This window comes from Nocardia sp. NPDC003979, from assembly GCF_053605015.1.
In genome coordinates this window covers 132,027-156,541 of the sequence record NZ_JBSGIJ010000010.1, presented here as the reverse complement: position 1 = coordinate 156,541, position 24,515 = coordinate 132,027, and the positions used below count along the sequence as shown (strand labels likewise).

The following is a 24,515-nucleotide window of genomic DNA, read 5'->3' as shown; positions in this document are numbered from 1 at the left end:
TCGCGTCCTCGATCCCGAACTCTGGAGTAGTGATGCGTCGTCGGACCGCAGCGGTACGAACATCGGAACCGTCGGGCGACCGGCGGCGTTATTTGGCCGGTCCGGCGGCGCTTCTGGGCGGCCCAGCGAATGTGATCATGCAACTGAGCTGGGCGCCGGTCGGTCGCGGTGTCGTGGAAAGCACCGTGACCAATGGGCGTTTCGATCTGCGTCCACGGAAGCGGGGCCGAACCACGTTGACGTACCTGGCGGTCGCGATGCTCGGCACCGAGGAAGATCGGGTCGCCTTCCGTGCGGCCGTGAACACCGCGCACCGGCAGGTGCGATCACGGCCCGACAGCGCGGTGCGTTACAACGCCTTCGATCCGCGGCTGCAACTGTGGGTCGCGGCCTGCCTCTACCGCGGCACCCTCGATTCGGTGACCTACCTGTTCGGTGCGCTGGACGAGGAGTCGGCGGACGAGTTGTATTCGGAATCAGCGCGATTCGGGACAACCCTGCAGGTGCCACCGGAACTCTGGCCCGCGGATCGTGCCGCCTTCGCCGACTATTGGGAGTCCATGCTCCCCGGCCTCTCCTTGGACGACGAGGTCCGGGAATATCTGGTGAGCCAGGTGGTCGACATGGGCCCCTACCGGCCGTGGGAGCGATTCCTGTTCCGCCGGGTGAACCGGTTTTTCACCACCGGCTTTCTGCCGCAACACTTTCGCGATGAACTCGGGTTGCCGTGGAGTGGTCGCAAGCAGCGCGCCTTCGAGATCACGATGCGGGCGATCGGCCGCGTGCTGTCGGTGGTCCCCGAGTCCTGGCGGCTGTACCCCTTCGAGACATATCTGCACGACATGCGCCGCCGGCAGGCGCGCGGCCTGCCGTTGGTGTGAGCGGCTGCCACAAATCCGTACTGCTATCGAGCGACCGGCAGACAGCGAACCGCGCGAGGTGCCAGATGGCCCGCGCCGCGCAGCGTCGCGGCGTAGGCGCTGAGGGCGAGGCGGTCCTTGCGGGTCACCGTGAGACCGAGCAGTCGCGCGGCCCGATCGTGGAGCAGTAGCGCCTCTGTCGAGGCGAGCTGCCGCGACTTCATCGACCACCGTCGGCCGGTAGCTCGGATGTGCTGCGTGGGAAGTCGTGCACTGCGGGCTCGGGCTTCGCGGTGGTGCCGCGCCGTACCCTCCGTATCGCCGTGTGCCACAACAGCAACGGCACCGACCCGGCGATCCGGGGTGCCATCCCGGAGCTCAGGCCGAGCCGCCATTGATCGGCGAGGGCCGCGCGACGAATCGACGCCGATGTTTCGTTCGGCTGTGGCATGTCGAAGGGCGGTGCGGGGTCGTACTCGATGTCCAGCTGAATGATCCGGGCGCGCTCGGTGCCGCATATGCTGCCGACCAGCCAGAGCGCCAGGTCGATTCCCGCGGAAACGCCTGCGGCGGTGGCGATTCGGTCGGTGTGGACGAATCGTTCACCGGGTTGTGGGTGGGCGCCCAGTGTGGCGAGGGCTCGCTGAGCGGCCCAGTGGGTGGTGGCGGGTCGGCCGTCGATCAGGCCCGCGGCGGCGAGGATCAGCGCGCCGGTGCAGACCGACGTCGTCCAGGTCGATGTCTCGTGGACTCGGCGAAGCCAGGCCAGGACGCGTTCGTCCGTCGCGACCACCGTGGCGGCGGGGCCGCCGGGCACGACGATGATGTCGGGACGCACCGTCTCGTCGAGCGTGTGGGTCGCCCCGAGTAGGAGGCTGCCGCTGTCGGTGACGATCGGACCGACCTCATGCCAGACGAATCGGATGCTGGTCGCCGGCATGAACCGGAGGACCTCGTACGGGCCTATCGCGTCCAGTGCGGTCATGCCCGGATAGCACAGCACGGCGATTTGCATGTGGTTCACCACCGCTTTTCGGTGTGGAACGCGCGGGCCACCATGGCCGACTTCAGCTGCCAGAGTCCGGTGGCGCCGGTCGCATCGATCCCGGTCAAGGCCGCGATCCGGCCGAGCCGGTAGATGATGGTGTTGGTGTGCACGTGCAGCTGCCGCGCGGTGCGCTGGCGATTCATATTGTTGGCGACGAGCACCCGCACGGTCTTGGACAACGCGGGATGATCGTCCAGCGGTGCGAGCAATTCGCCGAGTCCGGCCAGGCCCGGTCCGGGCCGGGTGAGCTGGTATTCGAGCGCGAGGTCTTCGAATCGGTAGAGCGCGGGTGGGTAGCCGAGTCGGCCCGCGATGTCGAGAAGTTCGTGTGCGAGCTGTGCCGCGTCGGGAATGTCGGCGGTGCCGCTGACGACCACGGCCGCGGTGATCTCGGCACGGGCAGCGGTCGAGAGTGTGTCGACGAGGTTGTCGAATCGGACATCATCGGTGTCGTCACCGGGGATCAGGATGGTCCCGCCGTCGGGTGACAGCATCGCGAGGGCGGTATCGATGTGCCGTTCCAGTGCCTTGTGGACACGGTGGAGTCGGCGCCGTGCCGTATCGCCGGTCTGCCACTGCTTCGGTGACCTGCGGGGAATCGACACTGCGAGCACCCGATATGCGTCCGCGATGTGCACGCCCGACTCCCGGGCCATCGTGGCCGTCGCGCGGCCGGCGAGCAGCGCCGAGGTCACGGTCCGCATCGCGGTGTGGTGTTCGCCCGCGACCACGCGGTATTCACGCAGGTAAGCGCTGATCATCGTGGTGGACAGGAGATTCGACAGTCGCACTGATGCGCGCAGTCCCGCGGCGAGCGTGTCGTCGCCATAGCCGTTGCGGGGAGAGAACACCGTGTCCACGCTCGCCCACAGCGCCTCGTGGAAGGCACGCAGGATGTCCTCGATCGACAACCCTTCCCTGGCCCAAACGGCCGCGGCGGTCGTGAGCCAGTCGAGTTCGCCCGCGACATCCTCGTCGTCGACGAGGCCCCGGCCGATCCGCGCACACATGCCGGCGGACGTGGTGAGCTCGTCCGAGATCGCGTCACCGAGCAGCGCCCGGCGCCTGGCGAGGTCGCGGACGAAGTAGCTGACGACCCGTCCGGTCATGACGCCGACATCGGGCTGCGCACAGCGCGGTGGTTGGTCGGCCAGGTCCAGCGGCATCGTCGGATCCTCCTCGATTGCCTCGGTGCCACCACCTGCGGCGACGCGGGTACGGCCGAGTGCTGCGACCGGCCTGAGCGGTGGTGCCGTCTGTGGTTCTCGGACTGTCATGGTGTGTCCACGGCTTCCAGTCGGTGGCGCAGGACTTTGCCCGTGGCATTGCGCGGCAGGGCGTCGACGAACCGCACCTCGCGGGGAACCTTGTGTCGCGCGAGGGTGGTGCGCACGTACTCCTGCACCTCGCGCGCGGTGCACGAGGCGCCCGGGGCCCGCACGACATAGGCGCGCAGACTCTGCCCGAAATCGCGGTCGGCGACGCCGACGACGGCGGCCTCGAGGATGTCGGGCCGGTCGACGAGCAGGTTCTCGACCTCGAGCGGGTAGACGTTCTCCCCGCCGGAGACGATCATGTCGTCGTCACGCCCGTCGATGAACAGCCTGCCCTCGGCGTCGAAATGACCGAGATCGCCGCTCGAGCACATCCCGTCGATCATCTCCTTGCCGGTGCCGTCGGTGTAGCCGCTGAAGCTGAGGCCGCTGGTGACGAAGACGGTCCCGACCACGCCCGGCGTGGTGATCCGGCGACGCTGCTCGTCGTAGATCGCGACCCGGCAGCCGACGGGCGGGCGCCCGACTGTGCCCGGCGCCTCGCGCAGATCCCGCGGAGTCGCGACGGCGGCCACGGCGACCTCGGTGGAGGCGTAGAGGTTGTAGAGCACCTCGCCGAAATACCGCGCGGTGCGCCGGCTCAGGTCCGGTGCCAGTGCCGAGCCTGCCGAGAAGATCACCGTCAACGCGGAGGTGTCGTATTCGGCCAGCACCTGCTCGCCCAGATCGACGATGCGCTGCAGCATGGTCGGAACAAGGACGAGCGCGCTCGCGCGGTGGCGGGCGACGGCGGCCAGGGTGTTGCGGGGATCGAACCGGTCCGGCAGCAGCACCACCGTGTTGCCGAGCGCCCAGCCCAGGATCAGCTGCGACAGGCCGGTGCCGTGGAACAACGGCGCGGCGAGGACGATGGTGCTCGTCTTGGGGAGCGGGATGCGATCCAGGAACTGCGCCGACTGCAACGGCGAAACCTTGCCGCGCGGAGCACCTTTCGGTGTTCCGGTGGTGCCGCTGGTGAGCACGACGATGCCTCCGGGCGAGGCGGGCGCGGGTAGTGGAACGCCGGAGTGCCACGCCGCGACGGCATGGATCGTCGGCCGTCCCGGCCGGTCGGCGTCGCCCGCGCGCGTGAGGATGATCGGAATCTCGCGTGCGAGTTCGTCGAACAGGTCGGCGAACTCGGCATCGACGAGCAACATCTTGATCCGCTCGCGCTCCACGACCGTGCGCAGTTGCGGGCCTGCCATACCGGTGTTGAGCAAGACGATGCGTGCGCCGAGCTTGCCCGCTGCCAGCAGCGACAAGATGAAGCCGCGGTGGTCGCGGCACAACGCGCCGACCACCGACTCGGCCGTGACCCCTTGCGCGGCCAGCCCGTTGGCGAGGCGGTTGGAGGCGTGATCGAGCTGTTCGAAGGTGATCGGTCCGCGGTCGTCGATCACTGCGGTGGCCGAACTCGCGACGCGGGTGGCGTGCGCCAGCGTGGTCACGGCCGGACCGAGAGCGGCGGCGTCACGGGCCGTCCGTAAGAGCTCGATCGGGTGCCGGAGTTCGATCGCACCGCGTCGGTGTAGGACAGCGGCGGCGGCCAGAGAGTCGGCAACGGTGCGGACGACCTCGGTCGGTGCGAAGGAGACGGACGGCACGGATACCTCCGAGGGTCGGTCGTCGGCAAGGAGCTGCCGCCGGCTAGGCGGAACGGAAGCCAGCCTAGCAGTCGAGAGAATCAGCGGTAACTTATTCGCGGAAATCGCGAGGATGGCCATCGTGAACCAATGAGAACTCGGACGATTTCGACTCGAACTGACCCTCGATCGTGAGAATTAGCAGTAACATAAGCCTCGACGTCGAGGCGTGCTCGGCGGTGACACGCGCTCGCGAGATTCCGCGGCGAGACGCCTCTGGGAAAGGATGACGATGACCACGGCAACGAAGCCCGGCGATCCCGACTACTCGGACCCGAACAGCGAGGGATATGTCGAGGAGGGTCCGGGCGGGCACTGGCGGCCAACGTCCGGACCGGCCGCGGGATCGGGACTCGCGCCGGTTTCCCGCGAGCTGACCCTCGACCGGGTACGCATCCACATCCCCGACACCTACCGATCCCCGCGTAAGCGGCCCGCACGGCTGGCCGACGCCCTGGACTTCTGGATGTTCGCCGGTGCGGCCGCGAACGTGGCGATGCAGTTCGCCCATCAGGGTGTGGCCGCGGGCGTCATGGAAAGCCAGGTCGAATCCGGTGCCCTCATGGTGCACCCGTGGAAGCGGCTGCGCACCACTTCCGCCTACCTCGCGGTGGCCGTCCTCGGCACCGACGAGGACAAGAAGGCGATGCGCGAGGCGGTGAACGTCGCGCATCGGCAGGTGAGGTCCCGCCCCGAATCCAAGGTGAAGTACAACGCCTTCGACCGCAATCTGCAGCTGTACGTCGCCGCCGCCATCTACATCGGCTTCGAGGACACCCACCAGTTGCTGTGCGGCAAGATGACCGAGGAAGAGCTGGAAGCGTTCTATCAGGGCGCCGACACCTTCGGCACGACCCTGCAGGTCCACCCCGACATGTGGCCCGAGACCCGCGCCGACTTCGACGAGTACTGGCTCCAGGCGTGCGAGCAGGTGGTCTGCGACGACGAATTCCGTGCCTACATCGACGATCTCGTGCACCTGCGGATGATCCACTGGTCGCTGCGGCTGCTGTTCGGCGGCCTCCTGGAGTTTCTGACCTCCGGATTCCTGCCGCCGCACTTCCGCGAGCAGATGGGGATCGAATGGAGCGAGTCCGACCAGCGCCGGTTCGAGAACCTCTTCCTGTTCGTCGGTTTCGTCAACCGGTTCATCCCGAAATTCATCCGGTTCGCCGGTACCCACTCGATGATGCGTGACGTGCGGCGCCGCATCCGCAAGCAGAAACCGCTCATCTGAGGCGGGCCGCACGTCGTCGCATCGGTCAGCCGCGCACCTCCGAGGCCGTCGGAGCCGAGGTGTGGGGGTCGGCCGATCGGCTGGTCGGCAGCGTGTAGGTCGCCGCGATCGACAACACGGCGACGACGAAACAGGCGGCGGTGTACCAGAGGTTGCCGATGGGATCGCCGTTGCCGGTCTCGCCATCGGTCGCCGCGAAGAAGTCGGGCAGGGCGGCGAGCCAGAGACCGGCGAAGACCAGCAGGTAGAAGGTCGCGAAACGCTGGACGAAGGGGTCGGTGTAGCCGGGGTCGGGGGTGGTGCCCCGGCGCAGATCCGACCACTGGCGGAACATGACGATCGAGGCGACGACCATCAACACCGCGAGTTCCAGCCCGTACACCACCCCGCGCACCGTCGTGCTGCTCATGCCGAGCACGGTCGCCGGAAGCGGCAGCAGGAAGGTGCCCACCGAGGCGAGCAGGCCGATGACCACAGTGCGCCAGGTCAATTCGACGCCCGTGAACCGCTTGCCCGCGTCGACATGCCGTCCGACGAAGTACTGCACGCAGAACGCCAGCGACATCGGCCACAGCGCGGCGAACACCACCACGCTGCCCATCGGCACCGAATCGAACATCGGCTGGTTGATCGGATTGTCCACCGACCACTCCCACCAGCGCAGTTGCGGCCCGAGGTGATCGAAGATCTCGTAGAAGGCGTGGTGCACGAAGCCGACACAGGTGGCGCCGATCAGCACCCCGAACCGGCGGAAGATACCGAGCATGCGCACCAGGCCGAAGGCCATCGTCGCCATCAGCGGATAGATCGCGATGATGTAGATCGGCAGGCGGCCCCACAGGAAGTCGACGGTGAACACGTTGTGCGCGAACATCGTGTCGACGTGGTCCTCGATACCGAACGCGGCGGGGAAGTACAGCGGCGGCTCGATGATGAACAGGTACGCGGTCGCACCGAACCACAGGACGAGGTTGGTCGGGTCGCCGTGGCGGCGCAGGCGGACGATGGCGAACCAGAGCGCCAGCACCGCACCGAGCACGATGGTCAGTTCGAGAACGGGCAGGGTCCAGTTCTCCAGCCCCAACGGGCTGCGGAACTCGACGAGTCCACCGGCCTCCTCGCAGGAGAAGCCGAGTTGGCCCGCGAGGTCGGCGAAGGTGGGGGAACAGTGTTCGGCCATGGGTCGGCCCTTCTAGGAGCTCACGGAATCGGCGGTGTACCAGCGGGTGACGTCGTAGCCCTCGTCGTAGCGGCGGAACCACTCACCGGCCAGGTCGGGCAGCTTCTCGTGCGCGGGGTTGTGCCCCGGCGTCTGGCTGCGGATGATCCCGCCCAGGGCGACGAGCTGCTCCTTCAGGCCGAGATCGTCGAAGGCGCGTGGCATCGTGCCGTTGTCGGCGGGGCGCAGGCCTGGCAGCAGCCGGCGCAGGGTCTGCTGATTGCGGTAGCTCGCGAACATCGACAGCGCGTCGACCTGCCGGTCTTCCAGCGGCACATGCTCGTTGAAGCCCGCGCAGGCCACCCGGATCACGCGTAGCACGTGCCGGAACACCGACGGCGCCACCCGCATCCGGTACAGCTCGCTGTTCACCACCGAGTTGAAGATGATCAGCGCCGAACTGCGATGTTCGACTTCCTCGACGAAATGCCAGATGAACAGCGAGGCCACCCGGTCGTCGCCGGGGGCGAACAACGTGGAGTCGTTGTCGAGCATCAGTTTGAACACCGGGGTGAAGGTGGCCTCGAGGTCGGCGGTGTAGGCCAGGCGGTACTTGACCGGGGTGGACGCGGTGAGTTCGTCGAACTCGCGGATCACGGCGTCGAGGGTCTGCTGTAGCCCGGGATAGCGACGGATCAGGCCCTTCACATGCTGGCGGTGAGCGGTGGAGTGCTGACCCTCCTGACGCATGAACGCGTCGGCCTCCTCGGCCACCTCGGGGTCGGTGATCTGCGGTTTCGCCTGGTTGATGAGCTGCACGATCATCTTCTCGAAGCCGATCGCCAGGAACGAGACGGCGTTGGCCATCGAGGAGAACGCCGGATTCTGCGGGTTCCACAGAAACGGCACGTCGTAGTCGGCGAACGCGAAATCCATCTTGCGGACGTGAAGTTCGGTCACGGTGAGTACCTCGTTGTTCGGGCGTACGCCGGTCCGGCCGCCACTCGGTTGGGTGAGGTAATCATACGACTGAACGTTGGTCTGTATGATGACTTTGACGGAATCGGCTGTGACCTGCGCTTGTGCTAGCGTCCACCGGGTGGCGCGCAGACGGGGTTGGGGCGGAAGTCCGCCGGGGGACGATGCGGAGGCGACGCGCCGGATCGTCGCGGCGGCAGTCGAATTGATCGGGCGCACCGGGGCGGAGATCAGCATCGCCGATGTGGCGGAATCGCTCGGTGTCATCCGGCAGACGGTCTACCGGTACTTCCCGAGCGCCGACGCGCTGATGACCGCCGCCGCGATGGCGTCGGTGGAGGGTTTCCTCGACCGGCTCGCGGCGGAGGTGCGCGGGCTCGGCGATCCGGTGGAGGCGATGGTCGAGGCGGTGGTCTACACGCTGGCCGAGGTGCGCCGCACACCGCACCTGGGCATCCTGCTGTCGAGTTCCTACTCCAACGTCCGCCCGGACAGCCTCACCTCCGAGGAGGCGCAGGCCTTCGGAATGACCATGATCCGGCGGTTCGACGTGGACTGGGCCGTGCACGGCTACGACGAGCAGGCGCTGCGGGAACTGGTCGAATACGTGCTGCGGACGATGCAGTCGTTCTTCTTGTCGCCCGGTGACCCGCCGCGCACCGACGACGAACTACGCCGTTACCTGCGGCGGTGGATGGGCACGGCCATCAGCGCTCAGGCCGCCGCCGGAGAATTCCTCGAGCGCTGAGGCCGCTGCTGTTTCTGGCGTGTCCCGCGGGGGCGTCCGACGAGGACTCCGTGCGATGACGTCGTTGGCATCGCGGTGGAGCGTCGGCCCGACCCCGCGGGTGCACCGGTGTCGACACCGTGACCGAAAAACATTGCTCCCCCGGACCGTTCGGCGCCTCGTACAACGGGCCGGTCGAGCACCACATCAGGGTGGTTCCCGCTGGGTGACGGCTCAAACGTGGTTCGCCGTTGCTGGTTGAGGACGGATTCACCGGGTAGGCGGCGGATATGGAGATTCTCGTGATTCTCGCCGTGGTCGTCGTGGTGGCGGCCGTCGTGCTGTGGCGCAAGACGCGGAGCGGACCCAAGCCGCCGGACGAGCCCGAATGGACGGGCAATCCGCCGCGCTGAGCGTTTCCGGCTCAGGGTTTTCTCGCGACGACCAGGACGTTCTTCCCGAACAGCTTGCCGGTCACCGACTGCAGGGCCTTGCTGAGCGGGAAGACGACCCGGTCGTAGAGCTTGAGCGCGCGCACATTGATGCTGCCGTCGTCGTTGCCGAGCAGTTTGTAGGCCATGGTGGCGAAGAACCCGATCGGATCGCAGTAGCGCGAATCCACCACCTCGAGCCCGGCATTACGCAGAATCCGGTTCAGTTGGGTGCGCCGGTAACGGCGGTAGTGCTCGACTTTCACATCCATCGAGGAGAACAGCATCTCGAGCGCGGGCACGTAGATCACCATCGTGCCACCCGGCCGCAACAGTGACGCCAGGTGTTCCGCGGCTTCCTGGTCGTTCTTGATGTGCTCGAAAACGTTGAAAGAATAGATGAGCCCGTATTTTTCGGCCTCGGGCGGTTCGGTGTCGCAGTGGACGACCTTGTAGCCCTTCGCCAGCAGTACTTTCTGCAGGTCGGGGTCCGGTTCCAGACACTCGGGGAAGATCTCGCGTTCGGCGAGCAGATCGGCGTAGGTGCCCTGTCCCGCGCCGAAATCGAGCACACGCAGATCCGTTGTGGTGACATGTTTTTCGACGCAGTCGAGGAGAAATTTGTTGTAGTTGATCGCTTCGGCCATCACCTCCAGGTTGTCGCACCCGGTGTAGGCGAAATTGCTGCTCGTCACGCTCGGTCCCCTCAATCCATCGAAATGTGTGAGTCCGTCCGTTCGAGCGGCCATGATGCCACGTCGCGGTCACAATGGTCGTCGAACACCCGTACCGAGCAGGGAGTGACCGTGTCCACCGTCTTCGTAGCATCGGGCGCGGGCGCGGCCCGTCGCCTCGTCATCGCCCTCAGCGCGGCGATTGTGCTCGCCTTCGCGTTCGTGTTCGCGCCGCCCCTGGTGGCGGGGTGGCTGCCCGGCGCGGATTTCGCCGACGAGCACGCGCTGCGCGCGGGTTTCCGGTCCGCGCTCGTCACGTATTGGCATGCGGGACAGACCGAACTCACGCCCGAGCTGCAGGCGGCGGTGGACTACTGGTTCGGGTACCACGTCGTGAAGGCGGTGGTGGCGTTGCTGTGGTCGATCGTGCTCGTCGCGCTCGGGGTGATGCTGTGGCGGTCCTCGCTGCGTACCTGGCAGCCGAACCGAACGATGTTCGCGGTGGCGGGGGTGGTCACCACGCTGGTGCTCGCGGTCGCCGGGGTGGCGGTGCTGGCCAATATTCAAGGGGCCGTGACACCGTTCGCGTCCTTGCTGCCGATGGCGGTCGACGGCGCGGCCGATGCGTCACTGGCCGGGGTACTGACCGAGATGGGACAGGGGCTCGACGACTACCCCGGTGGTCCGGCGGCACTGGAGGTGATGGTCGAGGACTTCGCGCGCTATCACGTCGCGATGGCCGTGCTCGCCGCGGCGGCGTCGGCCGGGCTCCTCGGGCTCGGTGTCGTGCTGTGGCGGCGGCGCGCAGGCGCGGCCGGTGGCGTCCTCGGCGCCTATGCCCTGGCCGCGGTGGCCCTCGGCCTGCTGTTCGCGGTGGTCACGGTCGCCAACGTGACCACCGCGCTCGATCCGGCCCCCGGGCTCGCCGCCCTGATGTCGGGTGGCTGGTGATCAGCGAGCCTGCCAGTTCGGGCTGCGCTTCTCGACGAACGCCATCAGGCCCTCGCGGACGTCCGCCGAGCGGGTGAGTTCGGCGATCTCGCGGTCGGACCGGTCCCAGGCGTGGTCGTCGGGCAGGGCGCCGTCGACGATGCCGAGCGCCACCCGCTTGCTCGCCTGCACCGCCAGCGGCGCGTTCGCCGCGATCCGCGTCGCCAGCTCCATCGCGGTATCGAGGACCCGGTCGGCGGGAACCACCCGGTTGACCAGACCGAACTCCAACGCACGTGCGGCGGTGATCGGCTCACCGGTCAGGATCATCTCCATAGCCACCTTGCGCGGCAGCTGTTCGGGCAGCCGGAACGCCCCGCCCGCGGCGGCGAAGAGACCGCGTGCCACCTCGGGCAGCCCGAACGTGGCGGTGGACGCGGCGACGGCCAGGTCGCTGGCCAGCACCAGCTCGGTACCGCCACCGAGCGCGAGCCCGTTCACGGCCGCGATGGTCGGCTTGCTGATGGGGTGGCGCATGTAGCCACCGATACCCCAGTGTTCGTGTCCCGCAGCCAGAATCGACTCACCCCGCCCGAGTGCGCGCAGATCCGCGCCGGCACAGAAGGCCCGGTCGCCCGCGCCGGTGAGGACGAAGGCCCGCACGGCCCGATCGTTGTCGGCCTGTTCCAGGGCCGCGCCGAGTTGGGCGCTGACCTCGCCGTCGATCGCGTTCATGGCCTCGGGCCGGTTGATGACGGCGACGAGCACATGCTCGTGCATCTCGACGAGTACGGCGCTCACGATCGACTCCTGCCTTCGTTGTCCCGTCCGGTCGTGGACGGAACCCGACCGACAAGTACCACGCCGCAAGTAGGCTCCGAAAAAAATTCGCGAAAGAATTTCCGGCGGGTGTCGATTCGCGCGGTGCCCGTTCGACCTACGGATGAACGCAGCGCCCACCAGGGGCACCGACCGAAGGAGACACACCATGAAGTACATGCTGATCATGCGCGCCACCGACGAGGCCTTCGCCGAGTTCGAGAACGTCAGCTTCGACGAGATGCTCGACACGATGGGCAAGTTCAACGACGAACTCATCCGCGCGGGCGTGCTCGTCGCCGCCGAAGGGCTCGAGGACGCCGCCGAAGGTGTTGTCGTCGACTACTCGTCGGAGCCTCCGGTCGTCACCGACGGCCCCTACGGCGAGACCAAGGAACTGTTCGGCGGGTACTACATCCTCAACGTGGCATCGAAGGAAGAGGCCGTCGAGTGGGCCAAGCGGATGCCGATGACCGGTCCCGGCATCAAGACCGAGATCCGGCGGGTGCCCTCCATCGACGAATTCCCCAAGGACAACGTCTGGGTTCAGAAGGAACGCGCCTGGCGCGAGTCCACCGGGCAGCTCTGAGGCGATGACGGAGCACACCGGACGTGCGGCGGTCGCCGCCGTATGGCGGATCGAGTCGGCGCGCATCGTCGGCGCGCTTGCCCGCTACACCGGCGACTTCGCGATGGCCGAGGACCTCGCCCAGGAGGCACTGGCCGAAGCCTTGGTGACGTGGCCGCGCGACGGTGTGCCCGCGCATCCGGCCGGGTGGTTGCTCACCACCGGACGACGGCGCGCGATCGACGCGTTCCGCCGCCGCGCCGCCCTGGACGAGCGCTACACCGCTCTCGCCGCCGGACTCGGCGAGGGCGGGGCGTTCACCGGCGGCGAGCCGGTCCCCGCCGGTGAACCGGTGTGGGATCCCGAGCAGATAGACGACGACGTCCTCGCGCTGATCTTCATCGCCTGCCATCCCGTGCTCTCGCGCGAGGCGCGGCTGGCGCTGACCCTGCGCGTGGTCGGCGGTCTGACCAGCGACGAGATCGCCGCGGCCTGCCTGGTGCCGACCGCGACCGTGCAGGCACGGATCACCCGCGCCAAGAAGACCCTCGCCGCGGCACGGGTGCCGTTCGAGGTGCCGCCGCTCGCCGAACGTCGCGAGCGGCTCGGTTCGGTGCTCGGGGTGATCTATCTGATCTTCACCGAGGGATCGACGGCGAGCAGCGGCGGCGACCTGATCCGGTTCGACCTCGCCGGGGAAGCGCAGCGCCTGGCGCGGGTGCTCGCCCGGCTGATGCCCGGCGAACCCGAGGTCTACGGTCTGCTCGCCCTGCTCGAACTCACCGCCGCCCGGTTCCCCGCCCGCACCGGACCCGACGGCGAACCGGTCCTGCTCGAGCAGCAGGACCGGCGTCGCTGGGACAGGACCGCGATCCGGCGCGGTCGCGCCGCCCTGGCCAAGGCCGAACAGGTGGGGCGTGGGCTGGGCGCCTACGGGTTGCAGGCCGCGATCGCCGAGTGTCACGCCGTCGCCCCGTCGGTCGAGCAGACGAACTGGGAGCGCATCGTGCTGCTGTACGAGGCACTCGGCAGGCTCGCGCCCTCACCGGTGGTCGAGCTGAACCGGGCCGTCGCGGTGTCGATGGCGGCCGGAGCCGCCGCGGGTCTCGCCGTCGTCGACGAGCTGGCGGCCGGGGGAGCGTTGTCGTCGTCGCATCTGCTGCCGAGCGTGCGTGGGGAACTGCTGACCCGCCTCGGCCGCGTCGAGGAGGCGCGCGGCGAGCTCACCGAGGCGATCCGGCGCTGCCGGAACGACCGCGAGAAGGCGGTGCTCGCGGGCAAACTCCAGGCACTCTGACCCAGCGACACACAAGCGTAAAGTTTTGTCCGCGTACCGATCGGGTAGTCCGGAATGGCGACGACGAGAGGTTTGTGGATGTCTCAGGAATCGAAATCGGTGTTGCACCGGGCAATCGGTGCATCGGCGATCGGAAATGCGGTCGAATGGTTCGACTACGGCGTCTACGCCTACCTCGCCACCTATATCGCGGCATCGCTCTTCCCCGGTGACGGCACCGGATCCAGCGTTATCTATACGCTGCTCGGTTTCGCGGTCTCCTTTCTGATCCGCCCGATCGGCGGCATGATCTGGGGTCCGCTCGGTGACCGCATCGGCCGCAAACGCGTGCTCGCGATGACCATCATCCTGATGGCCGGTTCGACCCTCGCCGTCGGTCTGATCCCGAGTTACGAGGTCATCGGCATCGCCGCGCCGATCCTGCTGTACGCGCTGCGCATGGTGCAGGGTCTGTCCGCCGGTGGCGAATACGGTGGCGCCGCGACGTTCATGGCCGAATACGCGCCCGACCGTAAACGCGGTTTCTACGGCAGTTTCCTCGAAGTCGGCACACTCGCCGGTTTCACGCTCGGCAATCTGGCGGCGCTGCTGCTGGTGAATGTGCTCGACGCCACGAGCATGGAATCGTGGGGCTGGCGCATTCCGTTCCTGATCGCCGCACCGCTCGGCCTGATCGGCATGTATCTGCGCAGCCGGGTCGAGGACACCCCGGTATTCCGCGAAATCGAGGCGAAGGACGAGACCGAGGAAACGGTCGGGGTCTATCGCGATCTGCTGACCAAATACCTGCGCCCGGTGCTGACGCTTTTCGGTCTGGTCATCGCCTTGAACGTGGTGAATTACTCGCTGCTGAGCTACACGCCGACCTATCTCGGCAACACCATCGGCATGGCGGAATCCGACGCGCTGCTCGTGCCGCTGATCGGCCAGATCGTGATGCTGCTGACCCTGCCGTTCCTCGGTGCGCTCTCGGACCGGATCGGTCGCAGGCCGATGTGGTTGTTCTCCTGTGCGGCGCTGATGATCACGGTGATCCCGGTGTACATCCTGATCGGCACGTCGCTCACCGGCGCCATCATCGGTTTCGCCATCCTCGGCCTGCTCTACGCGCCGCAGCTGGCCACCATTTCGGCGACCTTCCCGGCGATGTTCCCCACCATCGTGCGGTTCGCGGGTGTGGCGATCGGCTACAACGTGGCCACCTCGATCTTCGGTGGCACCGCGCCGGTGATCAACCAGTCGCTCATCGAGCTGACCGGCGACAATCTGTTCCCGGCCTACTACATGTTCGGCGCGTGTCTGGTCGGCCTGATCGCGGCTTACTTCCTCATCGAGACCAAGGGCATGTCGCTGCGCGGTACCCAGGTGCCCGGCACGCCGGAAGCCCTCGAGGAACAGCGCGAGCTCGGCGAGCCGGTGGAACTCGCCGAGGGGCTCGATCCCGCTGTCCCGGTGAAGTAGGTCCTCAGGACCGGAACACCGCGAGTGCCTCGTCGCCGAGGTGCGGCCCGCTCACCTCGATGGCCACATTCGAACTGGCGACCACGTCGGCGCAGCTCAAGGTGAAGCTGGGTCCCGGCCCGAGGATGGGCCCGAACTCCGAGGCCGCCGCCGCGAACACGATGCGACCCACCTGGGCCCACACCATCGCGGCGGCGCACATCGGGCACGGCTCACCGCTGGCGTACACGGTGGCGCCTTGCAGCGCCTCGGCCTTGCCGGTGGCGGAGGCGACGGTGATCGCGACCAGTTCGGCGTGGGTGGTGACATCGCCGGTGGTGGCGACGGCGTTCGCGGATTCGGCGAGCACCGTACCGTCGCGGTCGACGGTGACGGCACCGAACGGCCGGTCACCGAGCACCGCCGCCTGGGCGGCGAGGTCGATGGCCCGGCGCAGGTAGGCGATGTCGGTGTCGGTGAGTGTGGTCATGCGCTGAGCTCCACTTCCGTTCCGCGGCCCTGGGCGCGGGCCTTGTCGATGAGCAGGCGGGCGGTGACGAGATCTTGCAGGCCGATACCGACCGAGTTGAACAGGGTGATGTCGCGTGGGCTGGTCCGGCCGGCCGCCCGGCCGAGGACGACCTGGCCCAGTTCGGTACTCACCTCGGCTTCGGTGATCGCGCCGTCGGCGATGGCCAGCAGCGTGTCGCCCGACTTGGTGAGCGTTGTCGCGATCGAGTCTACGATCACGCGCGCCCGGCGCATGGCGGCCCCGTCGACCTCGCGGTGATCGGCGCGAGGCGGGGCGCCGACCGCGTTCACGTGCAGCCCCTCGCCGAACCAGGCACCGCGCACGATCGGTTCCCGTGCGGGGGTGAGGGTGCACAGCACGTCGGCCGCCCGTGTCACCGACTCCGGTGACGGCATCGCCCGCACCTCCAGCCCGAGGTCGGCGATCGCAGCGCGGAACCGCTCGACGGTGGCGGCGGACCGCGACCAGACCAGCACGGTGTCGATGTCGCGTACCCGGGCGACGGCGCGGGTGTGCTCGATCGCCAGCGCACCGGCTCCGATCAACCCCAGTGTGGAACTGTCTTGTCTGGCAAGGTATTCGGTCGCCACCGCGCTGGCGGCGGCCGTTCGCACGGCGGTGACGAGCCGTCCGTCGACGAGCGCCTCGCAGCTGCCGTCGAGCGCGGAGGTCACCAGGATCACCGAGCGCTGTACCGGCAGTCCGCGTTCCCGGTTGGCGGGGAGGTCGGCGAGCAGTTTCACGGCGGCGGCCCCGGCGGATTCGGCGGCGGCGACCATCGGAACGAAGGCGGTGGCGCCCACGCCCACCGCGGGCGGCGCGGGGACCACCGCCGTGCCGAGCGCGAGGTCGGCGTGCGCGCGTTCGACGGCGGCGAGCACCTCGGCCCGGTCGATCAGGGCGGCCACATCGGAATGCGACAGGATCAGAGTCATCGGTGGCTCCTCGGAAGCGGTGGATCAGGAGGTTCGGGCGAAGGCGACCGTCAGGTCGCGCGGTGCACGGCTGTTGCCGACCAGACCACTCACGGCGACGATCGCGATCAGATACGGCAGCATCACCAGCAGCGCGAACGGCACATCGACACCGAGCGCGGGCAACGCGAACTGCAGCGCCTGGGCGATGCCGAAGAACACCGACGCCCAGATGACGCCGAGCGCCCGCCAGCGGCCCGCGATCACCGCGACCACGGCCAGATACCCGATGCCGCCGGTCATGTTGTCGCTGAACGAATGCACCTCTGACAGCGCCAGCTGCGCGCCGCCGAGGCCCGCGGCGAACGCGGCGAGCAGCACGCAGCCGTAGCGGACGGCGCGCACGGGCAGGCCGGTGCGATCGGCGGCCACGGCGTCCTCGCCGATCGCATCGACCACCAGACCAATTTTGGTGCGGCGGGAGAACACGAACGCCGACCCCGCGACGAGGGCGATACACAGGTACCCGAGTGCGGTCTGCCCGAACAGTGCCGGACCGATGACCGGAATATCGTGCAGCACAGGAATTCGCAGTGCCTCGAAGCCCACAACGCTGTGCCCTTTGCCGTCGGCGAGCAGCAGGCGCGAGCCGTAGGTGGTCGCGCCGAGAGCGAGAGCGTTGCTCGCGATGCCGACGACGATCTGGTCGGCACGCAGTCCGATACTCCAGACGGCCTGTAACGCACCGAATATCAGGGCGGCCAGCACCGCGGTGGCCGTGCCGAGCACCGGCGACCCGGTGGCGACCGCACCGAGTACGCCCGCGAACGCGCCGGTGAGCATCATCGCCTCGAGGCTCAGATTGAGCACGCCCGCGCGCTCACTGACCAGCTCACCGCTCGCCGCGACGAGGATGGGCAGGGTGAAGCCGATGCCGCTGGTGGCGATGTCGGTGACCGTGTCGAGGCTCATCGGCTCGCTCCTGCCGCGTCGGTGGTGCTCGTGTCGGGAACTGGTTGTGACGCAGCGGCTTTGCGCGTTCGGGATGTCCAGATGGCAGCGCCCGCGATGAAGACGATCATCAGGGACTCCACGACCGCGATGGTCGAAGCGGGCACGTTCGCGGCCAGCTGCAGGTTGATCCCACCGGAGACGAGGAATCCGAGCAGGAGCGACACCGCGACGACGGCGCTCAGGGAGCCACGTGCCAGCAGCCCGACGACCAGCCCGGAGAACCCGTACCCGGAGGAGAATCCCTCGGCGAGGACGAACGGCGCCGTCGCCACCAGCAGTCCGCCCGCGACGCCCGCGAAGGCACCCGCCGCCGAGAGGCTGAGGAAACGCAGTCGGCCCACCGGCACACCCACCCTCGCCGCCGCGTCGGGATTGAGCCCGACCGCACGCAACCGGGTACCGAGTGCCGTGTGGCGCACCAGAATCGCGGTGCCGAACGCGGCGAGCACGGCGATCCACAGGGCGATGGTCGCGGGGGAGCGTTCGATACCGAGCAGGGGCAGATGCGCGGCCTCGGTGAGTTGTTCGGATTGCGGCAGGGTCTCCGAGGAGGTCACCGGCTGACGCAGCAGCGCGGGCTCGTGCACGACGAGCAGCACCAGCGCCAGGCCGACGAAGTTGAGCAGCAGCGTGGTGATGATCTCGCTGGTGCCGCGCGCGACCCGCAGATACGCCGCGATCGCGGCCCACAGCCACCCCGCGGCCGCCGCCCCGAGCAATACCGTGGGCACCGTGATCGCGGCGGGCGTGCCGGTGAGGGTGGTGCCGATCGCGGTGGCGGCGATCCCACCGGCGCAGATCTGGCCCTCACCACCGACATTGACCAGCCCGGCGCGGTGGGCGATGGTGAACCCGACGGCCACCAGCATCAGCGTGGCCGCGACATTGAGCGAGGCGCCCACGGCGTAGTCGCTGCCGAACATGCCCTCCCACAGTGCTGTCATCGTGGCGGCGGGGGCGGCGCCCGCGACGGCAGCCAGGATCAGCCCGATCACTCCGGCGGCCAGCATGGCCGCGACAGCGACGACGAGGGGGTGGTGCCCCGCGGAGAGCTTGCCGAGGCCGCGCGGAACGACTCGCGATGCCGGTCGAGATGGGGTCTCGGTCGCTGTGGCCCGACCCGGTGCGCTCATGCCGCGACTCCCATCATCAATTCGCTGATCTGTTGTGCGGCACCGGGATCGGTGGTTTCGACGGGCCCGGCCAACTCCCCGCGATAGGCGACGAAGATTCGGTCGCACAGGGCGAGCAGTTCGGGTACCTCGCTCGATACCACCAGCACGCCGCAGCCACGCGCGGCCGCGTCCCGAAGCTGAGTCAGCACGAAATCGACCGCGCCGATGTCCAATCCGCGCGTCGGCTGGGCAGCGACCAGGCAGCGCAGGTTCGCCGCCGACAGCTCGCGCGCCAGCACGACCTTCTGCTGATTGCCGCCCGACAGCGATCCCATCGGCACCCACGGACCGGCCGCGCGTACATCGAAGCGGTCGAGTTCGGCCTGTGCGGCGCGACCCATGGCCTGTTTGTCGAGGAGGCCGAAGCGGCGGAACCGGCCGAGGCCGCCGAGGAAGAGATTCTCGGCCAGCGTCATGTCGGCGACCATGCCGTCGCGGTGGCGATCCTCGGGGACGACACCGAGACCGAGCGATGTTCGTGTGGCGGGGTTCGCGGTGGTGATGTCGGCTCCGGCGAGCGCGACTGTGCCCGCCCGCACCGGGGTGCCACCGGCCAGCACCGCGACGAGCTCGCTCTGCCCGTTGCCCTCGACGCCCGCGATCCCGACGATCTCGCCCGGCCGCACGGCCAGGCTCGCCTCGTCGAGCGCGATACTGCCGTCGGCTCGGTGGACGGTCACCCCGTCGACGGTGAGAACCGCTGCGGGCGAGCTCGATTCGTGCGCAATGACGGTTTCGCCGCGGCGTCGACCGGTGGTCCTGTGCTCGCCCGGATCCAAGCCGATCGTCGCCGCTACGGTCGGGTCGAGATCGGTGGCCTCGCGGCCGACCATCGCGGTGAGTAACTCGGAGATCGTGGTCTCGGGCAGCGGACCGCCGCCGGCGACCGTGCCGCGGCGCAGCACCGTCGCGGCATCGGCGACCCTGGCCACCTCGCCGAGTTTGTGCGTCACCAGCACCACCGCTTTGCCGTCGGCGGCGATGGCACGGCAGGTGTCGATCAACGCGTCGATCTCGGCCGGATCGAGCACTCCCGTCGGTTCGTCGAGCAGGATCAGCGCCGGATCGCGCAGCAGGGCCTTGACGATCTCGACCTTCTGCCGGGCGCCCACCGGCATCGTCGCGACCTGCTGGTCGAGATCGATGCGCAGCCGATAGCGGTGGGCGATCTCGTCGAGACGGCTGGTCAGATCCCTGCGGCGCAACCGCAACCCGTGCTGGGTGAGCAGCAGATTCTCCGCGACGGTCATGGTGGTCACCAGGCTGAAGTGCTGGTGCACCATGGCAACGCCCGCCCTCATCGCGGCGGCGGGCGATTCGGGCCGGAAAGCCTTGCCGCCCAGTTCGATTCGTCCGTCATCGGGTGGATAGCCACCGAACACGAGATTGCACAGCGTCGACTTGCCCGCGCCGTTCTCGCCGAGAACACTGTGGACGGTGCCGGATTCGACGGTGACGTCCACGTCGTGCAATGCCCGGACCGCACCGAAGCTCTTTCCGACCCCGTGCAGGGTCAATGCGGGAGTGCCCATCGCCATCAGTACGGCTTCACCGCGCCGGTGGACAGGGCCGTCTTCGCCTTGGCGAGCGCGTCGGCGACCGCGGCGTCCTTGTCACACAACACGAAATCGGTGCCGTCGTTGGGCGAGGTGAGCCCGAAGCGCACGTTCTCGGCCTTCCACGTGTTGTCGAGCGCCGCCTTCACCGCGTATTCGACCTCGGCGCCGATATCGGTGTGCACATAGCCCAGATACACAGGGTTGGTGCAGTCACCGGGGATCGGGCCGCCGACCAAGGTGGCGCCGGACTGGGCGGCTGCCTGCTCGAGGCCCGCCTTGCCCAGGTTCACGATCTGACCGAGCGTGCCCGCGCCCGCTCCGTAGTCGGCCAGCGCGGCCTGTTTGGCCTTGGCCGGGTCGTTGAAATCGCCGACGTACTGCGGAGTCAGTACCCTGGCGTCCGGCTTCGCGAACCGCGCGCCGTTACCGAAAGCGTTGGCGGCATTGACGATCGCGGGCAGTTCGACGCCCCCGACGAAGGCCACCGCGCCGGTCTTGGATCCGGCCGCGGCCACCGCGCCACTGAGGAACTCGGCCTCGGCCTGCTGCGGGTCGTAGTAGGCCAGGTTGGCCATCGGCTTCGCATCGGCGGGCCCACCGATCTCCACGAACTTCACACTCGGGAACTGCGGGGCCACCTTGCGCACATCGGCATCGGTCTGGCCGCCGAGCGCGATGACCAGATCGTTGGTCGAGGCGAAACGGACGAGCGCCTGCTGATAGTCGGCCGCCGCCACCTGTTCGACCTTGCTCAATTCGACCTTGTCGCCGAGGGTTTCGGCGACGCGCTGGTAGCCGAGATACCCCGACTGCATGAAGCCGGTGTCGGAGAGCGAACCGGGGAAGAACACGCCGACCTTCAGCTTGCCGCCCGCCGCGGCGGTGTCGGCGGAACCGCAGGCCGACAACAGGGCAGCGGCGGCGAGGGCGGCCGAGCCGAAGGCGATCGCGCGCCGGGTGGAGTTGTGCACGGGGTACTCCTTGATCGAACGAACCGCCCACTTAGCGGTATACCGTTAAGTGTCAGCGTGCGGTCCGCGAATGACGGCCGGATTACCGAAAAGTAAGAATCGGTCGCACGGTGCGCGCGGGGCTACCGTGGAGTCGGAAGCGGGGCGGAAGGATGGTGTGGTGGCGGGACCGGTCAAGAAGTCGCTGCGAGATCAGGCGTACGAGGAACTGCGGGCTCGGATCATCGATCTGCGGTTGAGTCCGGGGCAGCGGTTGGTGGAACGCGATCTCGCCACCGAACTCGACATCTCCCGGATACCGCTGCGCGAAGCGCTGCACCTGCTCGAACGCGAAGGGCTGGTGGTGATCGTGCCCCGGCAGGGCGCGATCGTCGCCCCGTTCACGGTCGCCGATGTGCGCGACCTGTTCGACGTGCGCGAGAGCCTCGAGGTGCTGGCCGCCCGGCTGGCCGCCGAACGCGCCGAACCCGCCGACCTCACCGCGCTGCGCGCCCAGCTCACCGCCGCCCGACGGGCCACCGAACGCGGCGAGCAGGCCGCCATCGCGGCCGCCAACGCCGGATTCCACGCGCTCATCGTGGAGATCTCCGGCAACCCGCTGCTGCAATCGCTGTTGCGGCCCTTGGAGTCTCGCGTGCGCTGGCTGTTCCACCTCACCAAGGAACGCGACCCCGGCACCCAATGCGAGGAACACGAGGCGCTCTACGCCGCGATCGCGGCAGGCGACCCGCAGGCCGCGGCCGACATCGCCTACCGCCATGTCGCCTCCGGTCGCGAACCCAGCCTGGCTCTTGCCGAGCAGTGGGCGACGCCCGCCATCGACCCGGTCAGTGCCACTCGCACGCGTCAGCGCACCACGAACCGCGACAGATCGGCGTGATCAGCCGCCGCCCGCCGGAGCCCGGCCTGCGGCGGCCGCATGGTGGAGGGCACTGCGTGCCGCGCGCACGGCCGGATGCTCGCCGGTGCCGTTGCGGTAGGCGAGACGGGTGCGGCGGCGAATCGGCAACGCGGTGAGCGCGAGCCGTTCCGGCGGTGCGTACAACGCCAGACCTGGGATGATCGCGGCGCCCGCGCCGGCGGCCACCAGGGCGAGCACCGTGTCGAAGTCGTCGGCGTGATGACGCACGCGCGGTGTGAAACCCGCTGCCTGACAGGCGCGAATGGTCATCGTGTGGCACAGCGTGCCGGGGGTGCCCGCGATCCAGGGTGAGTCGCGGTGGGCGCGCAACGGATCGTCGGCGGGCGCCGGATCGCAGGTGGCGAGAAAGACCGTCTCGGTATGCAGTGGCTCGGTGTGCAAAGCCCGGTCGGTGTCGGCGGGCACCAGGTCGTAGTCGTGGGTGAGCGCGATATCGAGGGTGCCTGCCCGCAGGGCGTCGGGTACGTCGGCCGGATCGATCTCGGTGACGGTGAGTTCCAGGCGTGGGTGCTCGGTGCTGAGGGTGACAAGGGCGGGGGAGAGCAGGGTACGCGCGGCGGTGGGGAACGCGCCGATGCGCAATGTGCCGACCAATGCGGTCCGCGCACCGGCCAATTCGGCGTCCGCGCGTTCGAGGGCGGCGAGCACGGTCTCGGTGTGGCCGACCAGCAGGTGGGCGGCGGGGGTGAGCGTCACCCGGCGTCCCGATCGCTCGAGCAGTGCGACGCCCGCGTCCTTTTCGAGCGCGCTGAGCTGCTGGGACACCGCCGACGGCGTGTAGCTGAGCGCTTCGGCGACCGCCGCGATGGTCCCGCGGTGAGCGAGTTCGCGCAGCAGGCGGAGTTTGCGAACATCGAGCATCAGTTCAGCTTACGTTCTACCTCATGAACATGAACTGGACCTTACGGTCGCGGGGTTCGACGATGGAGTCATGACATCGCTGCACGGCCTGTTCGTCCCCCTGATCACACCCTTCACCGCGGACGGCGCCCTCGCCCCCGACGCACTCCGCGCGCACGCCCACACGGTCCTCGACGCGGGCGCCACCGGGCTCGTCGCACTCGGCACGACCGCCGAACCGACTGCGTTGACGCCCGCCGAACGCGCCGAGGTGCTCGACATCTGCGCCACGGTGTGCGCAGAACGGGACGCGCCGCTGATCGTGTGCGCGGGCGGCAACGCCACCGCCGAGGCCGCCGCCGCGGTGGCTGCCGTGCCGCCGTCGGCCGCCGCGGTGCTGTCGGTGGTGCCCTACTACGTCCGCCCCAGCGAGGAGGGTGTGCTCGCGCACTTCACCACACTCGCGGCCGCGAGCCCGGCGCCGATCCTCGTCTACGACGTGCCGTACCGGACCGCGCGCACGCTCGGCGCCGCAACCCTGATCCGGCTCACCACCATCGCGAACATCGCCGGCTTCAAGCACTCTGTCGGTGGCATCACCGATGCCACCGTGGAACTGATGGCGACCGTGGGGGATCGGACCACCGTGCTGGCGGGCGACGACCGTTTCGCCTCGCCGCTGCTGGCACTCGGCGCCGACGGCGCGATCCTCGCCGCGGCCAACGTCGCGCCCGCCGGGTACGCCGAACTCGTGCGAGCCTGGGGGACAGGCGATCTCGCGCGTGGGCGCGCGGTGGGTAACCGTCTCGACGCCCTCGGTGCCGCCCTGTTCGCCGAACCGAACCCCACGGTCATCAAGGGTGTGCTCGCCGCGCGGGGCGAAATCCCCAGCGCGGCGGTGCGTCTGCCGTTGCTGCCCGCCTCGGCCGAATCGGTCGCGGCGGCGCTGTCGGCGGCCGGAACTCAGCCGTAGAGTTCGACGAACTTCGCCAGCGACCGTTCGAAGTCGCCGCGCAGTGCCTTGGCCACGGTCGAGCCGATCGGGCCGAACAGCGGCGCGCCGCCGAGTTCGACGATCAGGTCGACCGCCGAACCGTCGCCCTTGGGCTGCACGGCGAGATCGATGCCGAACTTGGTGCCGCCGATGCCCGCGCCGGTCAACTTCAGCTTGTGCGGCGGCTGGGCGGTGCGCACCGTCCAGGTGACCTTGTTGCGGAACCCCTTCACCCGCGCCACACCGACCAGCACGGTGCCCTCGGTGAGTTCTTCGGGGACGGTGCCGCGCCAGGCCTCGTGGATCGCCAGCCAGTCGCCGAGGTGCTCCAGGTCGGAGGCGTGGTCCCACGCCTTGTCCGGGGCGAGGGGGACGTCGATGGTGAGCTTCAGTTTGGCCACGGCGGGATAGTATCCGGTACTCCCGGTTCCGCGACCACCGCATCCGGACCATCGTGTGTTTCGACA

Annotated in this window: 26 protein-coding genes; 10 read left to right on the top strand and 16 right to left on the bottom strand. The window is 68.6% G+C overall.

What is annotated here, in order from left to right:
• The first annotated feature begins 32 nt into the window (after positions 1-32).
• Positions 33-881 (top strand): oxygenase MpaB family protein, encoded by an 849-nt coding sequence (locus ACWEVR_RS21555; RefSeq protein ID WP_452468423.1) that lies wholly within the window; start codon positions 33-35, stop codon positions 879-881.
• A gap of 23 nt (positions 882-904) precedes the next feature.
• Here ACWEVR_RS21555 and ACWEVR_RS21550 read toward each other — a convergent pair whose 3' ends face one another.
• From ACWEVR_RS21550 to ACWEVR_RS21535, 4 genes are all read right to left on the bottom strand, one after another.
• The gene (locus tag ACWEVR_RS21550) at positions 905-1,084 is read right to left on the bottom strand and encodes a hypothetical protein (protein WP_452468422.1); all 180 of its coding nucleotides are present in this window, start codon (positions 1,082-1,084) and stop codon (positions 905-907) included.
• Positions 1,081-1,875, bottom strand: a complete 795-nt coding sequence (locus tag ACWEVR_RS21545) for a DJ-1/PfpI family protein (RefSeq protein WP_452468421.1) — start codon at positions 1,873-1,875, stop codon at positions 1,081-1,083. The genes ACWEVR_RS21550 and ACWEVR_RS21545 overlap by 4 nt, the downstream gene beginning before the upstream one ends.
• 5 nt (positions 1,876-1,880) lie before the next feature.
• Entirely contained in the window at positions 1,881-3,074 is a 1,194-nt protein-coding gene (locus ACWEVR_RS21540) for a PucR family transcriptional regulator (RefSeq protein ID WP_452468420.1), read from the bottom strand.
• A gap of 107 nt (positions 3,075-3,181) precedes the next feature.
• The gene (locus ACWEVR_RS21535) at positions 3,182-4,828 is read right to left on the bottom strand and encodes an AMP-binding protein (protein ID WP_452468419.1); all 1,647 of its coding nucleotides are present in this window, start codon (positions 4,826-4,828) and stop codon (positions 3,182-3,184) included.
• Between the two features lie 271 nt (positions 4,829-5,099).
• On the opposite strand from ACWEVR_RS21535, the gene ACWEVR_RS21530 reads away from it, so the two are divergent.
• Positions 5,100-6,104: an oxygenase MpaB family protein gene (locus ACWEVR_RS21530; protein WP_452468418.1), complete on the top strand. Its 1,005-nt coding sequence runs from the start codon at positions 5,100-5,102 to the stop codon at positions 6,102-6,104.
• Positions 6,105-6,129: 25 nt separating this feature from the next.
• Here ACWEVR_RS21530 and ACWEVR_RS21525 read toward each other — a convergent pair whose 3' ends face one another.
• Positions 6,130-7,284: a hypothetical protein gene (locus tag ACWEVR_RS21525; RefSeq protein ID WP_452468417.1), complete on the bottom strand. Its 1,155-nt coding sequence runs from the start codon at positions 7,282-7,284 to the stop codon at positions 6,130-6,132.
• A gap of 12 nt (positions 7,285-7,296) precedes the next feature.
• Positions 7,297-8,223: a metal-dependent hydrolase gene (locus ACWEVR_RS21520; RefSeq protein ID WP_225279526.1), complete on the bottom strand. Its 927-nt coding sequence runs from the start codon at positions 8,221-8,223 to the stop codon at positions 7,297-7,299.
• Between the two features lie 139 nt (positions 8,224-8,362).
• Between ACWEVR_RS21520 and ACWEVR_RS21515 the strand changes: the two genes are divergently transcribed.
• Both ACWEVR_RS21515 and ACWEVR_RS21510 read left to right on the top strand, forming a co-directional pair.
• Complete coding sequence (locus ACWEVR_RS21515) at positions 8,363-8,989, top strand: TetR/AcrR family transcriptional regulator (RefSeq protein WP_452468416.1); 627 nt, start codon at positions 8,363-8,365, stop codon at positions 8,987-8,989.
• 269 nt (positions 8,990-9,258) lie between these two features.
• A complete protein-coding gene (locus tag ACWEVR_RS21510; RefSeq protein ID WP_452468415.1) occupies positions 9,259-9,381 on the top strand; it encodes a hypothetical protein in 123 nt (40 codons plus the stop codon).
• Positions 9,382-9,392: 11 nt separating this feature from the next.
• Here the strand turns inward: ACWEVR_RS21510 and ACWEVR_RS21505 are convergent, their stop codons facing one another.
• Positions 9,393-10,094 carry a class I SAM-dependent methyltransferase gene (locus ACWEVR_RS21505; protein WP_452468414.1) on the bottom strand — a complete coding sequence of 234 codons (702 nt, stop codon included), beginning with the start codon at positions 10,092-10,094 and terminating at the stop codon, positions 9,393-9,395.
• A 111-nt stretch (positions 10,095-10,205) separates the two neighbouring features.
• On the opposite strand from ACWEVR_RS21505, the gene ACWEVR_RS21500 reads away from it, so the two are divergent.
• Entirely contained in the window at positions 10,206-11,024 is an 819-nt protein-coding gene (locus ACWEVR_RS21500; RefSeq protein WP_452468413.1) for a hypothetical protein, read from the top strand.
• On the opposite strand, the gene ACWEVR_RS21495 is transcribed toward ACWEVR_RS21500, so the two are convergent.
• Positions 11,025-11,807: a crotonase/enoyl-CoA hydratase family protein gene (locus ACWEVR_RS21495; protein ID WP_452468530.1), complete on the bottom strand. Its 783-nt coding sequence runs from the start codon at positions 11,805-11,807 to the stop codon at positions 11,025-11,027.
• A 184-nt stretch (positions 11,808-11,991) separates the two neighbouring features.
• On the opposite strand from ACWEVR_RS21495, the gene ACWEVR_RS21490 reads away from it, so the two are divergent.
• The 3 genes from ACWEVR_RS21490 (at position 11,992) to ACWEVR_RS21480 (ending at position 15,148) form a co-directional block, all read left to right on the top strand.
• Entirely contained in the window at positions 11,992-12,411 is a 420-nt protein-coding gene (locus tag ACWEVR_RS21490) for a YciI family protein (protein WP_067488828.1), read from the top strand.
• A gap of 4 nt (positions 12,412-12,415) precedes the next feature.
• Complete coding sequence (locus ACWEVR_RS21485; protein WP_452468412.1) at positions 12,416-13,687, top strand: RNA polymerase sigma factor; 1,272 nt, start codon at positions 12,416-12,418, stop codon at positions 13,685-13,687.
• A gap of 78 nt (positions 13,688-13,765) precedes the next feature.
• Positions 13,766-15,148 (top strand): MFS transporter, encoded by a 1,383-nt coding sequence (locus tag ACWEVR_RS21480; protein WP_452468411.1) that lies wholly within the window; start codon positions 13,766-13,768, stop codon positions 15,146-15,148.
• A gap of 4 nt (positions 15,149-15,152) precedes the next feature.
• On the opposite strand, the gene ACWEVR_RS21475 is transcribed toward ACWEVR_RS21480, so the two are convergent.
• The 6 genes from ACWEVR_RS21475 to ACWEVR_RS21450 form a co-directional block, all read right to left on the bottom strand.
• Entirely contained in the window at positions 15,153-15,617 is a 465-nt protein-coding gene (locus ACWEVR_RS21475) for a nucleoside deaminase (RefSeq protein WP_452468410.1), read from the bottom strand.
• Entirely contained in the window at positions 15,614-16,594 is a 981-nt protein-coding gene (locus ACWEVR_RS21470) for an ornithine cyclodeaminase family protein (protein WP_452468409.1), read from the bottom strand. The genes ACWEVR_RS21475 and ACWEVR_RS21470 overlap by 4 nt, the downstream gene beginning before the upstream one ends.
• Positions 16,595-16,618: 24 nt before the next feature.
• Complete coding sequence (locus tag ACWEVR_RS21465; protein ID WP_452468408.1) at positions 16,619-17,545, bottom strand: ABC transporter permease; 927 nt, start codon at positions 17,543-17,545, stop codon at positions 16,619-16,621.
• Entirely contained in the window at positions 17,542-18,597 is a 1,056-nt protein-coding gene (locus ACWEVR_RS21460) for an ABC transporter permease (protein WP_452468529.1), read from the bottom strand. The genes ACWEVR_RS21465 and ACWEVR_RS21460 overlap by 4 nt, the downstream gene beginning before the upstream one ends.
• Before the next feature lie 119 nt (positions 18,598-18,716).
• Complete coding sequence (locus tag ACWEVR_RS21455) at positions 18,717-20,294, bottom strand: ABC transporter ATP-binding protein (protein WP_452468407.1); 1,578 nt, start codon at positions 20,292-20,294, stop codon at positions 18,717-18,719.
• A 5-nt stretch (positions 20,295-20,299) separates the two neighbouring features.
• Positions 20,300-21,292 (bottom strand): BMP family protein, encoded by a 993-nt coding sequence (locus tag ACWEVR_RS21450; protein WP_452468406.1) that lies wholly within the window; start codon positions 21,290-21,292, stop codon positions 20,300-20,302.
• A gap of 160 nt (positions 21,293-21,452) precedes the next feature.
• Between ACWEVR_RS21450 and ACWEVR_RS21445 the strand changes: the two genes are divergently transcribed.
• Positions 21,453-22,172, top strand: coding sequence for a GntR family transcriptional regulator (locus ACWEVR_RS21445; RefSeq protein ID WP_452468405.1), 720 nt, complete (start codon positions 21,453-21,455; stop codon positions 22,170-22,172).
• Here ACWEVR_RS21445 and ACWEVR_RS21440 read toward each other — a convergent pair whose 3' ends face one another.
• Positions 22,173-23,075: a LysR family transcriptional regulator gene (locus ACWEVR_RS21440; protein WP_452468404.1), complete on the bottom strand. Its 903-nt coding sequence runs from the start codon at positions 23,073-23,075 to the stop codon at positions 22,173-22,175. It lies immediately after the preceding gene.
• A 70-nt stretch (positions 23,076-23,145) separates the two neighbouring features.
• Between ACWEVR_RS21440 and ACWEVR_RS21435 the strand changes: the two genes are divergently transcribed.
• Positions 23,146-24,027 carry a dihydrodipicolinate synthase family protein gene (locus ACWEVR_RS21435; RefSeq protein ID WP_452468403.1) on the top strand — a complete coding sequence of 294 codons (882 nt, stop codon included), beginning with the start codon at positions 23,146-23,148 and terminating at the stop codon, positions 24,025-24,027.
• Here the strand turns inward: ACWEVR_RS21435 and ACWEVR_RS21430 are convergent.
• Positions 24,018-24,449, bottom strand: a complete 432-nt coding sequence (locus ACWEVR_RS21430) for a type II toxin-antitoxin system Rv0910 family toxin (protein WP_452468402.1) — start codon at positions 24,447-24,449, stop codon at positions 24,018-24,020. The genes ACWEVR_RS21435 and ACWEVR_RS21430 overlap by 10 nt on opposite strands.
• Positions 24,450-24,515: the final 66 nt, after the last annotated feature.

Excerpts from the sequence above, each read along its gene's own strand:
- ACWEVR_RS21485 (WP_452468412.1), top strand. The coding sequence starts at position 12,416 with ATGACGGAGCACACCGGACGTGCGGCGGTCGCCGCCGTATGGCGGATC.
- ACWEVR_RS21475 (WP_452468410.1), bottom strand. The coding sequence starts at position 15,617 with ATGACCACACTCACCGACACCGACATCGCCTACCTGCGCCGGGCCATC.
- ACWEVR_RS21545 (WP_452468421.1), bottom strand. The coding sequence starts at position 1,875 with ATGCAAATCGCCGTGCTGTGCTATCCGGGCATGACCGCACTGGACGCG.
- ACWEVR_RS21540 (WP_452468420.1), bottom strand. The coding sequence starts at position 3,074 with ATGCCGCTGGACCTGGCCGACCAACCACCGCGCTGTGCGCAGCCCGAT.
- ACWEVR_RS21435 (WP_452468403.1), top strand. The coding sequence starts at position 23,146 with ATGACATCGCTGCACGGCCTGTTCGTCCCCCTGATCACACCCTTCACC.
- ACWEVR_RS21440 (WP_452468404.1), bottom strand. The coding sequence starts at position 23,075 with ATGCTCGATGTTCGCAAACTCCGCCTGCTGCGCGAACTCGCTCACCGC.
- ACWEVR_RS21510 (WP_452468415.1), top strand. The coding sequence starts at position 9,259 with ATGGAGATTCTCGTGATTCTCGCCGTGGTCGTCGTGGTGGCGGCCGTC.
- ACWEVR_RS21490 (WP_067488828.1), top strand. The coding sequence starts at position 11,992 with ATGAAGTACATGCTGATCATGCGCGCCACCGACGAGGCCTTCGCCGAG.
- ACWEVR_RS21530 (WP_452468418.1), top strand. The coding sequence starts at position 5,100 with ATGACCACGGCAACGAAGCCCGGCGATCCCGACTACTCGGACCCGAAC.
- ACWEVR_RS21465 (WP_452468408.1), bottom strand. The coding sequence starts at position 17,545 with ATGAGCCTCGACACGGTCACCGACATCGCCACCAGCGGCATCGGCTTC.
- ACWEVR_RS21525 (WP_452468417.1), bottom strand. The coding sequence starts at position 7,284 with ATGGCCGAACACTGTTCCCCCACCTTCGCCGACCTCGCGGGCCAACTC.
- ACWEVR_RS21460 (WP_452468529.1), bottom strand. The coding sequence starts at position 18,597 with ATGCTGGCCGCCGGAGTGATCGGGCTGATCCTGGCTGCCGTCGCGGGC.
- ACWEVR_RS21555 (WP_452468423.1), top strand. The coding sequence starts at position 33 with ATGCGTCGTCGGACCGCAGCGGTACGAACATCGGAACCGTCGGGCGAC.
- ACWEVR_RS21470 (WP_452468409.1), bottom strand. The coding sequence starts at position 16,594 with ATGACTCTGATCCTGTCGCATTCCGATGTGGCCGCCCTGATCGACCGG.
- ACWEVR_RS21480 (WP_452468411.1), top strand. The coding sequence starts at position 13,766 with ATGTCTCAGGAATCGAAATCGGTGTTGCACCGGGCAATCGGTGCATCG.
- ACWEVR_RS21455 (WP_452468407.1), bottom strand. The coding sequence starts at position 20,294 with ATGGGCACTCCCGCATTGACCCTGCACGGGGTCGGAAAGAGCTTCGGT.
- ACWEVR_RS21550 (WP_452468422.1), bottom strand. The coding sequence starts at position 1,084 with ATGAAGTCGCGGCAGCTCGCCTCGACAGAGGCGCTACTGCTCCACGAT.